Origin of the sequence: Campylobacter concisus (genome assembly GCF_902460575.1) — a bacterium.
Lineage (GTDB): Bacteria > Campylobacterota > Campylobacteria > Campylobacterales > Campylobacteraceae > Campylobacter_A > Campylobacter_A concisus_AW.
In genome coordinates, this window is sequence record NZ_CABPUY010000003.1 from 495,699 (window position 1) to 509,342 (window position 13,644).

Genomic DNA, 13,644 nt, shown 5'->3' on the forward strand with positions numbered 1-13,644 from the left:
AGAAAATTTAAATTTCACTTAGACAAAATTTGCAATAAATTTACATTTAACTTAAAAAAGTTTTAAAAATCAGAACTAATTTATTAAATTTGAAATATAATCACATATAAAAATTTTATTTTACTAAAGGAGTAAAAATGAAAGGCAAAATTCTCGCATCAATCGTCGCTATGAGTGCGATTTTAGGCACAAGTAGCTTGGCATGCACTACCATTTTAGTAGGAGATAAAGCTTCAAATGATGGCTCTATGCTAGTGGCTAGAAGTGCTGATAGCAAGGCTATAAAAGCTCAAGTCTTTTTGATCCATCCAGCTACGAAAAACCAAACTGGCATGCATAGCTCAAAAGCCCATGACGGCGCAAATGACTTTACTTATCCGCTCCCAAAAGATGGCATGAGATACACAACCATCGCAAATTCACACACCAAGCTTCACGGAGCAGTCGGTTACAACGAGGCTGGCGTTGGACTAAGCGGCACTGAGACCATTTACGCAAAAGATGAGCTTTTAAAAGTTGATCCATACAACGAAGAGACCGGCATCACAGAAGATGACATCCCAGACGTGCTTTTGCCACGTATGAAGAGCGCAAAAGAGGGCGTTAAGCTTCTTGGCGAGATAGTTGAGACAAAAGGCGCTGGCGAGGGCTTTGGCGTGGTATTTGTCGATGCAAACGAGCTTTGGTACTTTGAAACTGGCACAGGCCATAAGTGGATCGCTTCAAAGATCCCACAAGATGAGTACTTCGTCACTGCAAACCAAGGCAGACTTCACGCTTATAAAGAGAATGATCCAAATTTCATGGGAGCAAAAGATGTGATTAAATTTGCGATCGATAACAAGACTTATGACCCTGCAAAAGACGGAGAATTTAACTTCACAAAGGCCTATACAAGGGACGATGAGAGAGATGTGACTTACAACTATCCACGTGTTTGCTGGGTGCAAAGCATGTTTAACCCAAGTCTAAAACAAGACTTCGCTGACGGTCAGAAATTTCCAGTATTTTTAAAACCAGAGAAAAAACTAAGTGTAGAAGACCTAAAAGCTGCGATGAGAGCTCACTACGACGGCACTGCGTTTGATAACTACGCTAGTAAAGACGAAGATAAGAAAAACATCTACCGCGCTATAAGCGTCTTTAGAACGTACGAGTCTCACGTCATGCAGGTGCGCCCATGGCTACCAAAAGAGATCGGCCGTGTGACCTACGTCGCTCTTGGTATGGCTGATCTTAGCGTTTATTTGCCGTATTACGAGGGGCTTGATGGCTTTATAAAAGGCTACTCAGATGGCTCATACGACGCTGATGATACTTCGATATACTGGGTTTATAGAAAGCTTCAAACCCTTGTGATGACTGACTATGAGAAGTATTCGCCAGTGGTAAAAGAGGCCTACGCTAAATTTGAAAAAGAGTTGGCTGTAAAACAGGCTAAATTTGAAGATGAGTACGTAAAGCTTTATAAAAAAGATAAGAAAAAAGCGGACAAACTCTTAAATGAATTTAGTCAAAAGACTATGCAAGAGGCTAAAGATCTAACACAGGAGCTTACAAACAAAGTCTTTACTATGCTTACAGCCGATATGGATGCTAAGCTAAAATCCCTAAATAAAGGCAAAAAAGACTAAAGGTTTTGGGCGTGAAATTTAGTAGCGCCCAAATTTAAACAAAAATTTGGCAAAGAGCGTTTATAATGCGGCAAAAATTCACTACAAAGGAAAAAATGCTGATGCCTTGTCCCATGCATAAAGCTCGTTAATCTCGGCAAAAAACATATCAGCGATTTTCAAAAAACACGCAAATTTTTAAATGATTTTACATTTTTTCACATTGATATTAATCCATTTTTGCTAGCAGGTCCGCTGCATTGTAACTGCATTTTTAAAAATAAAACGAAGCAGTGTTTGAAATTTGGCAAAGACCTTTTTAGTAGGGTTTTTTATAAATTTTACTTTAGTTTAAGAAGAAGTGGGTGTCATCCACCACATGTGGGGTAATCCAGACTTGTGCGCAGCACAACAACATTGAACGTGCTGGGGGTTTGGGTCGCAGGGATATACCTGCATAAAAATATTCAAGGTTGCTGTGCATGGCACAGTTTTATAGTAGTCCGCAGAGCGAATTTTCGTCTGCAAATTTAAATTTAAAAAGGATAAAAATGATAAAAAGTTATGTTTTAGGTTTTCCAAGAATCGGAGAGAAAAGAGAGTTAAAGCGCGCGTTAGAGGGCTTTTGGGCTGGCAAAGAGGGCTTTAGCGAAGAAAATTTGCAAGAGACTGCAAAGACGCTTCGCCAAAGACACTGGAAATATCAACAAGACGCTGGCATTTCGGCCATTAGCGTTAATGATTTTTCATTTTACGACCTAATGCTTGATAACATCATCGCTTTTGGCGCTACGCCTCCAAGATTTGCAAATTTAAGCGGCTTAGAGCAATATTTTGCTTGCTCAAGAGGCAACAAAAATGGCGTTGCGATGGAGATGACAAAGTGGTTTAACACAAACTACCACTACATCGTGCCAGAGCTTAGCAGCGAGAGTAAATTTAGCCTAAAAGCGGATAAAATTTTAAATGAATACAAAGAGGCGAAGGCTAACGGCGTAAAAGGCAAGGTAAATTTGATCGGCCCTATCACATTTTTGGCCCTTTCAAAGACGACTGACGGCAGCTGCCCATTTAAGCACCTTGACGCGCTTGTAGGCGAGTACAAAAAGCTACTTGAGCAAATTTCTAAGCTTGATGATGAAATTTTAGTGCAGTTTGACGAGCCGATCTTCGTAACTGACAAGAATGAAAGCGACCTTTTGCCACTTATCACAAAGGTTTATAACGAGCTAACAGGCGTTGCTAGCAACATCAAGATCGTGTTTGCGACATATTTTGAGCATGCGATCAAGGCAGTTAGCGAAGTGGCTAAAACTAAAATTTACGGCATCGCACTTGACTTCATCCACGGCAAGAGAAATTTCGAAGCACTTGAGACTATCAAAAACAGCCATTTGACGCTATTTGCAGGCGTGATCGACGGCAGAAATATCTGGAAAAGCAACATCGATGATAAGGTAAAACTTGTTCGTGAAATTTCAGAGAAAATAGGCGGCAAAGACTTTTACATAGGCACTTCATGCTCGCTTCTTCACGTACCATACACTCTAAAATATGAAGAGAATTTAAACCCAGAGATCAAAAGCTGGCTAAGCTTTGCGGTTGAGAAGCTTGATGAAATCAAGATCATCACAAAACTAGCAAATGGCGAGAAGCTAAATGAGAGCGAAACAAAAATTTACGAAGAGAACAAAAATGCCGTTAAAACTCGCGCCACTTCAAAGCTCATCCACTCTGAAAGTGTCCAAAATCGCGTTAAAAATTTAAGCAAATTTGAGCGTGATGAGAAATTTGAAGACCGCATCAAAATCCAACGCGAAACGCTAAAATACGGCATCTTGCCAACAACAACGATAGGTAGCTTCCCTCAAACGGTTGATCTTCGCGTACTTCGCCAAAATTTCAAAAAGGGCGAGATCGACGCGGCTGCTTATGAAGCAGGCATCAAAAAATATATCGATCACTGCGTGAAATTCCAAGAAGATATCGGCCTAGACGTACTAGTACACGGCGAGCCAGAGAGAAACGACATGGTTGAGTACTTTGGCGAGCAGATCAGCGGATATGCATTTAGCCAAAATGGCTGGGTACAAAGCTACGGCAGCCGCTGCGTCAAGCCGCCACTTCTCTTTGGTGACGTAAGCCGCCCAGAGCCGATGACTGTTAAGTGGATGAAATACGCTCAAAGTATCACAAAACACGTAATGAAGGGCATGCTAACAGGTCCTGTAACGATGCTAAACTGGAGCTTTGTGCGTGACGATCTGCCAAGAAGCGAGGTAGCAAAACAGCTCGCACTTTGTATCTATGATGAGATCGCAGACCTTCAAAATGCAGGCATCAGAGTGATCCAAGTCGATGAGGCAGCGTTTAAAGAGGGCTATCCGTTAAGAGCTGAAAATATCCCAGCTTATGAGAAATTTGCGGTTGATTGCTTTAAGCTTTCAGTAAGCTCAGCAGAGGCAAAAACTCAGATCCACACGCATATGTGTTACTCTGAATTTAACGATATTATTAAGACCATTGAGGCTATGGATGCTGATGTTATCAGTATCGAGACTGCAAGAAGTGGCAACGAGCTACTTAAAATTTTCAAAGCCGTTGGCTACAAACAAGAGGTCGGACCTGGCGTTTACGACATCCACAGCCCACGCGTGCCAAGTGTCGAGGAGATCGTCGCTCAGATCAAAGCTCTGCTTGAGGTTTTACCAAAAGAGCAACTCTGGATCAACCCAGACTGTGGCCTAAAAACTAGAAAATGGGAAGAGGTCGAGCCAAGCCTTAAAAACATGGTAGAAGCCGTCAAGATCGTAAGAGGTCTATAAAATTTAATTAAAAAGGATTTGAAAAATGAAAAGGATTTTTCTATTTGTAATATTAGTTATATTTGCGTCCGGATGTAGTTCTGGACGCCACTCTATACCACTCAACAAAGGTGCGTACAAACAAACAAATATCTATAGTATCAGCGAGGCTTTAAATTTAGAAGCTGCCAAAAAAGAGCTAGAAGGCTTTGAAAATGTGAGGCTTGAGTTTGGCTCAAACGACCAAAATAAAAGCGTAATAAAGGCAAATGTAAAGGTTCAAAGATTTATCACTGATAGCGGAGATATAAAGGGCTATTGCCAAGAGGCTTTTGTCGCCGTCATGAAAAGATATATGATAGCTGCTAAAAAGCAAAATGCCGACGTGGCAAATATCGTAAGTTTTTGGCGAGCCGACGCGAAATATCTAAAAGACGAGTTTGTCTGCATGTCGTCAAGAAATTCTGTTGGTGTGGTGATGAGGGCTGATCTAGTTCAAAAGTGAGAAAATGCTAAAAGAGAAAATTTTAAATAAAGAAAAAGGGCTCGTGCTATATGGCCTCACGCCGCCAAAGGCTGAATTTGAAGAGTCAAAGCTACGTGAGATCTCAGAGCGCTGGAGCGGGCGGATAAATGATATCAAGGCCGATGGGCTTGTGCTTTACGAGGTGCAAGACGAGAGTGAGCGAAATGATAGCGAGAGGACATTTGAGTTTAGCGGGACGTTAAGCCCAGAAATTTACTACAAAAGGTACCTAAACGTCGCAACACCTAGCATATTTTACCGCGTGGCTAGCGGATACGGTGAGGATGAATTTCGCGCAGCACTTAAAGCTCAAAGCTCAAATTTAAACGTTCTAGTGGGGGCAACTTCAAGCACGCAAAAAGTAAGGCTAAATTTAGCTCGCGCCTATGAGATCGCTAGCGAATTTAAAGAGTTAGCAGTAGGCGGCGTCTGTATCGCAGAGCGTCACGGCAAAAAGGGCAATGAGCCACAAAGGATGCGTGAAAAGATCGCAGCTGGGGCTAAATTTTTCATATCGCAAGCGATATTTGACGCACAGCTAGCGCGTAAATTTTTAGAGGATTGCGCGACTGCAAAGATAAGCGAGCCGATATTTCTTACATTTAGCACAGCGGGCAATGCAAAAACGCTTGAATTTATCAAATGGCTCGGAGTGAGCGTACCAAGCTCGGTTGAGGAGAGGCTAAATTTAAGCTCTGACTACCTAGCTAGTAGCTGCGAGATCATCAAAGAAATTTGGTGCGAGCTAAAGAAATTTGGCGACGAAAATGGGTTAAATTTAAGCATAAATATAGAAAGCGTAATGGCAAAACGCGCCGAGATAGAAGCGAGCCTGGAGCTTACAAAAAGCATAAGAGAGTTGGTGTAAAGCCAGCTCTTGCTATAAATTTATACAAATTCTTTCTTGATGACCTAGTGGCGCCACAAATACACACAGAAAAACCGTTATGATTAGCGATCACAAGCTGTTTTAAAGGTCGGTTGGCCACTGCTTTGCAAATTTTTAAAAAGCTGCTATAGCAAAAATGATATAGCTTTAGCAGATACATAATACGGCAGGCGCTACGACTATTTAGAGTGTGAAAAAGGGCAGGCAAATTTATCAAAGCTGCTGTGAAAATAGTTACAGTAAAATAGCCAAACAAGGCAAGAGTTTTTACAAATTTAAGCAAATTTGATCCAAAAGTATAGAAATTTGCCTCTCAAATAAGATCTAAATTTGACTAACCCCCCCCCTCACTCCACCTTATATCCAGTGCCTCGCACGGTTTTTAGGCCGATGGTGGGAATTTTTTGGCTCTTATCTCTCGCACGAGCGATCTGATACGGTCTTGCGATAAGGTTTCGTTTTTGTATAGGTGATGATCTATCTCGTCGTAGGTGACGACGTGGGGCGAGTTTTTGCATAAAATTTCAAGCAGCTGGCTCTCTTTTTTGCCAAGATAGATGACCTCGTCATCCTTTCTTATGCAAAGGGAGTCTTTGTCAAAACAAGGCCATTTTTTAGCTCAAATTTAGAGCCTAAAAGCACCTTGCAAAGCCTAAAAACATGAAATAAAAACTCTTCAGGACAAAATGGCTTAATGATAAAATCATTAACCCTAGCGTAGTAAATCCTCTTAAAAACGCTAGGGGTGCTCTCATCTAACAAAAGCATAATGGGAGTGATGTTTTGGCTATCTCTTATAAATTTAGCCAGATCAAGGTTTAAATTTCTTTATCCATTGCCGCGCTCAAAGTCCTTGATGACTGAGCACGCGCTTTTTAGCTGGATCATCCTAAACCCAAAGCGGTAAAGCGATGCATTTAGGATGACATTTTGCTCAAAGTCGCTTAAGAGCAGCAAAGCTTCTTTGTTAGCCAGCTAGACCGCCACCAGCTGGCTTTTTAGCGTCTTTTTCAGCCTTTTGTTTTAAAAATTCCTCTTCGTCTTTTGTAGGTTTGTACTCATCTTTGAAGAATTTTTGCTTAGTTTCGATCCTCTTTTCGATCATCTTTTTATCGTAAATTTTATACGATGGCTTCCAGTACTCAAGGTAGTTTCTAAAACCAGCGCCGTGACCTGCGTCATAGTGGCAGCTTACACATTTTAGCTCTTTAGGAGTGTCAAGGAGCTTTTTGTAGTGAGCGTGCATCTTTTGAGCTTGCGCTGAAGTGTTGTTGCTATCTATCACGTTTGTGTGGCAGCTTGTGCAGCCGTTGTCAAAGACAAAATGCTCGCGGTTTTTGAGGTTTTTGTGCCAGTCAATAGCATTAGGATCGCCAAAGAAATGTACCCAGCCCTCTAAAATGCCGTTTTTCGCCTTTGTTAGGGCGTATTTTGCGATGTTGTCATGTGGTATGTGGCAGTCGACGCATCTTGCTTTGATACCAGTTTTGCCCTTGCCGCTGTGGATATCGTCGTTGTAGGCGATCACCATAGGATCCATCTCGTGGCAAACGATGCAGAATTTATCCCCACTCGTCTCATCAAGTGCGTAATGAACTGGCAGAACGACTAAAAATCCAACAATTCCGCTTATGAAGATTATAAGCGCTAGTAATTTTTTTGAAATTTTCATGGTGTTACTCCGTTCATCCATTGTGGCACCTCGTGTTCATGGCACTCAGAGCACATGTTTGTAGATGGTTTGTGTTCGTTGTGGCACTCGTCGCAGTACAAAGTCGGACCATCGTGAACAGAGTTGTGAGGATTTGCCTTTAGAGTATCCATAAATTTTAGCCTCTGGGCTAAGAGCTTTTTGCTCTTATGACAGGATAGGCAGCCAGCGTCGCCGATCGCTTTAAATTTGCTAGGATCATCGCCCTGGTTTTGGTGACAATCAACGCAGTCAAAGCTTAGGTGTTCATGATGAGGTTTGATCTTATATTTGGCTCTTAGCTCATCAGAGACTACTACTTTTGTGACGTTTAGATCGCCCTTTGGCATATCAGCACCAAAGAGATGAAGCGAAAATAAACAGGCAAAAATAGCGATGAATTTAAGCTTATTCATACCCTTTTCCTTTCTATTAAGATTTTATAAACATCAAATTTCAATGGAAAACTAATATTTTTACTTAAACTTATTTTTATGAAATTATAGTCCTTGCTTGATTAAATCTGCATTAATAATATTTTAGAGTACTAAAATATAGACTAGTTTTATAAAGTTAAATTTTAAAGAAAATGGCAATTAAGCTAAATAAAAAGGAAAATGAAATATAATCCCAAATCTTTGGTCCCGTAGCTCAGTTGGTAGAGCACTACCTTGACATGGTAGTGGTCGATGGTTCGAGTCCATTCGGGGCCACCATTTTTATATAAAATTCCCCAAAACACAAAAAACTAAAAAATAAAATTTAAAAATATTTTTTGTAACTCTGCCATTTTTAAATTTTAAACTCAATCTCTAAAATACGGCAAATTTTTACTAAATTTAACTCAAAAATTTATAACTTCACATTTCTAAAATGTCACAACTGTACCAAAGTACAATAGCTATAAAATAAATTTTTTACTTATAATTGACAACATAAAATACGCAAAGGGGAAAAATTATGAGTAAAGTTAAAGGACTAATCAAATCAATAATCGGCACGGATGCCATCGTCGCAGTTGATGCTAATGGAAATCAAAGAACTCTAAAAGCAGGCGACGTGATCTATGACAATGAGGTCATAAAAGAGCAAGACGGCGTAAAGGTCGAGGTGCAAGCTACGCAAACTCAAAATGAAAATGCTAGCGATGAGACTGGCAAAGAGATAGCATCGCTACAAGAGCAATTATTAAATGGTAAAAATATCTCAGATCTTGAAGAGACTGCAGCTGGCGGCACTCAATCAGCAGGCGGAGTAAGCTCGAATGGCGTGAGCCTTGGTGCTGCTGGCTTTACAAATGGTGGTCATGAGTCAAACGTAAGTGCAAATTTTGGCGATCTAAGCTCTCAAGCAAATGCTAGCGCAGAGGCTTTTACAAATGTAAGCGGTGGCGCAAGCGAGGAGGGCTTTAGTCTTGACACACTTGCAGCTGCGATAGATAATGCATATAACAATATATTGCCACAGACGCTAGAAGTATCTGTCACAGCAGTAGATGATAATGTAGTGACTGGCAATACAAACACTGTGATAAGCAGTAACCTTGACATCGAGGGCAATATCTTAGAGCATGAAAATTCACAAAGAACAGGTCTGCATATCACAAACGATAACACTCCAACTTTGGTAGGTAAGGTTACTTCAAACGCTACTATAAGCATATTTGATGGCGAAGGTGAGAGCGCACCGCTACTTGGTACGACAACTACCGATGCAGACGGAAACTGGTCATACACACCAACTTCGCCTTTAGCTGATGGAGATCATAAATTTACTATCGAAGCTAGCAAAGTAGCTGCAAACGGCGAAGAGCTAAAAGCCACAAGCACGCAAGAGATAACTGTTGATACAGACAATAGCACCTTGTCTATCACAAAAATATCTACTGATGACTTTTCTGACTTGTCACACTATAACACAATGTATGATAGCAATAAACAATATGACTTATCACCAAGTATCGAGGGTAAGGCTGAGCCATTTGCTGATATAAATTTAGTTATCACAAAAGCTGAAGTTGTTTATCGTGATGCCTTTGGTCACTCTTGGGTAGAGAAAGGCAACGAAGCTCATGTGGTTGAGAAACTAAGCGCTAAGGCTGATGCTGATGGCAACTGGATAGCTGAGAGTAGTGTGTTGGATACTCTTGGTACTAACGAATATACAGTCCAAGCTTCATCAGTAGATGAGGCTGGCAATAAATATGCTGAGCCTCAAGCAACGACATTTTATATGCCACTTGAGCCTATAACTGTTGCTCCGACAGATCACCTATAACATAAATTTAATGTGGAGAGCCTCTCTCCACTCACTCTTAAATTTACTTCAAATACTCTTTTACGTCGTACTCTTTGCCAGCGTCGTGATCTTTTAAAAGTTTAGCCACGACTGGGCTTAGAAGTATTATGGCGATCAAATTTGGCACAACCATAAGTCCGTTAAACATATCTGCTAAACTCCAGACAAAATCAACCTTTTGCAAGCTGCCTAAAAAGACAAAAACAACAACTAAAATTTTAAAAATTTTAACCGCCTTTGCTCCAAAAAGGTAACGTACATTGATCTCAGCGAAGTAGTACCAGCCAATGATCGTCGTAAATGCGAAGAAAAATAGGCAGATCGCCACGAAGCTATAACCGCCAGTTTTGCCAAATATATGTGACGAAAACGCCTCTTGCACCAAGGTGATGCCAGTAAAGACTGCCTTGCCGTTTTCAAAGCTGATGACATTTGCAGTAAGCACCACAAAAACGGTTATATTTAGGATGACAAAGGTGTCTATAAAGACGCTCATTATGCCAAGGACGGCTTGATCGACTGGGTGTTTGACATTTGCAGCAGCGTGTGCGTGCGGAGTTGAACCCATGCCAGCTTCGTTGCTAAAAAGTCCTCTTGCGATGCCGTATCTCATAGCAGCTGCGATGCTAGCGCCAGTTGCCCCACCCCAAGCAGCCGAAGGATCAAACGCAGCTTTAAATATTAGTGAGATCGCCTCTGGGATTTGGTGAAAATTTAAAGCGATGATAACCACGCCAACAACGATATAAAGTAGCGCCATTAGCGGCACGATCTTTTCAGCGACCCTTGCGATCGCCTTTACGCCACCTATGAAAATTAGCGCGCAAATGAGAGCCAAAAACGCCCCTGTTAGCCACTGCGGTATGCCAAAAGCGCCGCTAAAGCCGTCTGATATGGAGTTTGCTTGAACCATATTGCCGATAAAGCCAAGAGCGATGATGATAGCGATAGCGAAAAATCCAGCTAGAAATTTCGCCCATTTGCCCTTTAATCCGCGGCTTATGTAAAAGGCTGGACCGCCTATCGTGTGGCCGCTGTCATCTTTGGTGCGATAAATTTGAGCGAGGCAAATTTCAGCAAAATTTGTAGCCATGCCCAAAAAGGCTGCGCACCACATCCAAAAAATGGCTCCAGGGCCACCCATGATAAGAGCTGTCGTCGCACCCACGAGGTTGCCAGTACCAACTTGCGCCGCGATCGCCGTTGCGACTGCTTGAAACGAGCTCATACCAGCCTTGCCAGCAGCCTCGCCGTGAAGTGAGAAATTTCCAAAAAGTTCGCCTAAACCCATCTTAAATTTAAAAATCTGAACAAAGCCAAGTCTAATGGTGAAAAATAGTCCAGTGCCGCAAAGTAGGGCGATTAGGAAGTATGGACCCCAAAGAAATGAATTTATACTTTCAACGCAGTTATTTAAAATTTCAGCAAAATTTGTAGGCATTTTTTAACTTTCGTGATTGATTTGGATTTGAGAAGTATATTTGAAAAAATATAAAATTTAAATTAACTACTAAAAAATCATGGTCAAGCTAAATTTTTATAAAAGCGTCCTGCAAAACCATGCTTGAGTAGTAATAAAAGCTGTAAAATAGCTTATCATCATAGCTTAGCTCGTCTTGATCCACGATATCAAGATACTTTGGCTCTAGCATTTGCTCCATTTTTGCAAGTGGCTTTGCGTGCTCAAGCTGCTCTAGCTTCTCACAAATTTCAAGCATAAATTTAAAAAACTCTTCAAGCTTACGTGAGATAAATTTAGCTGCCTCGCCTTTTTCGCTTAGCGCGCTTTTGTAAATTCGCACCAAAAAAACGAGCGCAAAGGGCGTTGCGTGCCAAAAAGTCTCTTGATACTCGCACTGAGCCGCTATCTCATCAAGCAGCTCGCTAAGCTCTTTTTCATCAAATTTAGACTTTTTCAAAGCCTTTGTAAGTGTGTTTAAAATTTGCGCAAAAAGCTCCGCCGTGCCGTAACTACAGCTTAGCCTATCCCACGGCACGTCTTTTATCTTTAAATTTGCGATATATGTTAAATTTTGCTCATTCATGCGCGTACCTTTTTGAACCAAAAGAGTAAAGCCTAAATTTAGCCCTTTGACCTTATCTTTTCTAGCCACTCATTTAGCGTTTTTTCAAAGCCTATGCCCTTGCTTTTGTAAAAAACGAGCGGTTTTTCTAGATATTTTTGCTCGACCCAGCCGCCAAAATCATGCGGATAAAGGTAGTCTTTGCTCTCTTTTGTGTGATTTTTTAGATATGACGGGATCTTTAAAATTTCTTCGCTTTGCACGTATCTTAGGGCGGCATTTATCGCGTTGTAGCTGGAGTTTGACTTTGGTGAGCTAGCTAGATAGACGGCGCACTGAGCCAGTATGATCCTAGCCTCTGGAAAGCCTATCTCTTTTACCACACTAAGCGTGCTGGCGGCTAAATTTAGCGCATTTGGGTTTGCGTTGCCGATGTCTTCGCTGGCAAATATCGCCATCCTTCTAGCGATGAAGTCAGCACTCTCGCCAGAGTCTATGAGCCTTGCGAGATAGTATATGACGGCGTTTTCGTCGCTTCCACGCAGGCTTTTTATAAAAGCGCTTGCTAGCTCGTAGTGCGTATCATCCTCTTTTGCCCCCTCTTTTAGGGCGTTTTGGCGAAGTGTTTTTAAATTTTCTAGGCTCACATTTTCATCAAGCGTGATGGCAAATTCGAGTAAATTTAGCATAGCTCTTGCGTCGCCGCCGCTACTTTTAAAGAGATACTCTTTTGCTTCTTCGTCAATGCTAAATGAAATTTGCTCTCTTATCTTGCCAAGAAGCTCCTCAAAATCGCCACTGCTAAGCGGTCTAAACTCAAAGAGCATCGAGCGACTTCTGATGCCTGAGCTTAGCGTGAAAAAGGGATTTTCAGTACTTGCACCGATAACTAGGGCTTTGTAGTTTTCCATGGGGATGAGCAGTGCTTCTTGCTGGGTTTTGCTAAGCCTGTGGATCTCGTCTATGAAAAAGAGCGGCTTGTTTAGGGCGTTTTCGTAGTTTTTTAAAATTTTGCGAAAGTCATCTATCTTTAAATTTCCGCCGTCAAACTCGTAAAAGTCGTAGTTTGCCCCGCTTGCCACAGCCCTTGCAAAGCTCGTCTTGCCACAGCCTGCCGGACCATAAAATATGGAGTGCGGTATCTTATTGGTGGCTATAAATTTTAAAAAGGCTGCTTTAACCGCCTTTTGACCGCAAATTTCATCCAAGTTTTTTGGTCTAAACATCAGTGCAAGTGAGCTCAAATTTACTCCTTTGCTGGTTTTGGCAAAATTTTGGCCTTTGCGCTAAGGCTCTCTATCTTTAGCTCATAAATTTTCATATTTTTTAGCCCATACTCGGCCGCTACGTCAAATGTGCTCATCGCGTAGGCGGTGTATTTTTGGCTGAGAATTTTTAAAATTTCATATCTTTTGGCATCATCTGTCACTTCGTAGGCTCTCGTTTTTGCGATGGCGCTTTTATACTCAGTCGTAAAGACCTTGCCACCAAGCGCCTTGCCGTCGTCCTTTATCGCCTCTAGCTCGCTATCATTTAGGTGCGGGACTTTGTTGAAACTAACGCAGACAAACTCCACTTTTCGCCCATTTTGAAGCAGTTTTGCCTTGCTGCCAGCGGTCGCTCCGTGGACGAAAATGCTCTCACCAACCCTAACAGGCGAGATAGGCACGCTAAAAATTTCTCCCTCATCATCCACGCATGAAATTACCGCATATTCGCATTCATCTATGATTTTTAAGCCATCTTCACGACTAAGCTCTCTATCTTTTCGCCTCATTTTTCATCCTTTTTTTGCAAAAT

General features: G+C 41.5%; 13 protein-coding genes and 1 tRNA gene. 6 read left to right on the plus strand and 8 right to left on the minus strand.

Annotated elements, in window-relative coordinates; genetic code table 11:
• The first annotated feature begins 137 nt into the window (after window positions 1–137).
• The 4 genes from F3G76_RS08900 to F3G76_RS08920 all read left to right on the plus strand — a co-directional run bounded on the left by F3G76_RS08900 (window position 138) and on the right by F3G76_RS08920 (window position 5,811).
• Window positions 138–1,634, plus strand: a complete 1,497-nt coding sequence (locus tag F3G76_RS08900) for a C69 family dipeptidase (protein WP_107965248.1) — start codon at window positions 138–140, stop codon at window positions 1,632–1,634.
• A gap of 530 nt (window positions 1,635–2,164) precedes the next feature.
• A complete protein-coding gene (gene metE / locus F3G76_RS08910; RefSeq protein WP_149706484.1) occupies window positions 2,165–4,438 on the plus strand; it encodes a 5-methyltetrahydropteroyltriglutamate--homocysteine S-methyltransferase in 2,274 nt (757 codons plus the stop codon).
• A 25-nt stretch (window positions 4,439–4,463) separates the two neighbouring features.
• Window positions 4,464–4,922, plus strand: coding sequence for a hypothetical protein (locus tag F3G76_RS08915; RefSeq protein ID WP_148822924.1), 459 nt, complete (start codon window positions 4,464–4,466; stop codon window positions 4,920–4,922).
• A 4-nt stretch (window positions 4,923–4,926) separates the two neighbouring features.
• Entirely contained in the window at window positions 4,927–5,811 is an 885-nt protein-coding gene (locus tag F3G76_RS08920; RefSeq protein WP_149706485.1) for a methylenetetrahydrofolate reductase, read from the plus strand.
• A gap of 403 nt (window positions 5,812–6,214) precedes the next feature.
• Here the strand turns inward: F3G76_RS08920 and F3G76_RS10545 are convergent, their stop codons facing one another.
• From F3G76_RS10545 to F3G76_RS08935, 4 genes are all read right to left on the minus strand, one after another.
• Window positions 6,215–6,412 (minus strand): helix-turn-helix domain-containing protein, encoded by a 198-nt coding sequence (locus tag F3G76_RS10545; RefSeq protein ID WP_188116290.1) that lies wholly within the window; start codon window positions 6,410–6,412, stop codon window positions 6,215–6,217.
• Window positions 6,413–6,660: 248 nt separating this feature from the next.
• Window positions 6,661–6,789, minus strand: coding sequence for a hypothetical protein (locus tag F3G76_RS10935; RefSeq protein WP_258030250.1), 129 nt, complete (start codon window positions 6,787–6,789; stop codon window positions 6,661–6,663).
• A 10-nt stretch (window positions 6,790–6,799) separates the two neighbouring features.
• Window positions 6,800–7,504: a cytochrome c3 family protein gene (locus F3G76_RS08930; protein ID WP_107929847.1), complete on the minus strand. Its 705-nt coding sequence runs from the start codon at window positions 7,502–7,504 to the stop codon at window positions 6,800–6,802.
• Complete coding sequence (locus F3G76_RS08935) at window positions 7,501–7,938, minus strand: cytochrome c3 family protein (protein WP_004317425.1); 438 nt, start codon at window positions 7,936–7,938, stop codon at window positions 7,501–7,503. Before F3G76_RS08935 ends, F3G76_RS08930 begins: the two co-directional genes overlap by 4 nt.
• 224 nt (window positions 7,939–8,162) lie before the next feature.
• Here F3G76_RS08935 and F3G76_RS08940 point away from each other — a divergent pair.
• A tRNA-Val gene (locus F3G76_RS08940) sits at window positions 8,163–8,238 on the plus strand.
• A gap of 244 nt (window positions 8,239–8,482) precedes the next feature.
• Window positions 8,483–9,799, plus strand: a complete 1,317-nt coding sequence (locus F3G76_RS08945) for an Ig-like domain-containing protein (protein WP_149706486.1) — start codon at window positions 8,483–8,485, stop codon at window positions 9,797–9,799.
• 43 nt (window positions 9,800–9,842) lie between these two features.
• Here the strand turns inward: F3G76_RS08945 and F3G76_RS08950 are convergent, their stop codons facing one another.
• The 4 genes from F3G76_RS08950 to F3G76_RS08965 all read right to left on the minus strand — a co-directional run bounded on the left by F3G76_RS08950 (window position 9,843) and on the right by F3G76_RS08965 (window position 13,621).
• Entirely contained in the window at window positions 9,843–11,261 is a 1,419-nt protein-coding gene (locus tag F3G76_RS08950) for an alanine/glycine:cation symporter family protein (protein ID WP_012000977.1), read from the minus strand.
• An 88-nt stretch (window positions 11,262–11,349) separates the two neighbouring features.
• Window positions 11,350–11,934: a hypothetical protein gene (locus F3G76_RS08955; protein ID WP_188116578.1), complete on the minus strand. Its 585-nt coding sequence runs from the start codon at window positions 11,932–11,934 to the stop codon at window positions 11,350–11,352.
• Window positions 11,904–13,070, minus strand: a complete 1,167-nt coding sequence (locus F3G76_RS08960) for a replication-associated recombination protein A (protein WP_223227462.1) — start codon at window positions 13,068–13,070, stop codon at window positions 11,904–11,906. The genes F3G76_RS08955 and F3G76_RS08960 overlap by 31 nt, the downstream gene beginning before the upstream one ends.
• A gap of 20 nt (window positions 13,071–13,090) precedes the next feature.
• Entirely contained in the window at window positions 13,091–13,621 is a 531-nt protein-coding gene (locus F3G76_RS08965) for a pyridoxamine 5'-phosphate oxidase family protein (protein ID WP_149706488.1), read from the minus strand.
• Window positions 13,622–13,644: the final 23 nt, after the last annotated feature.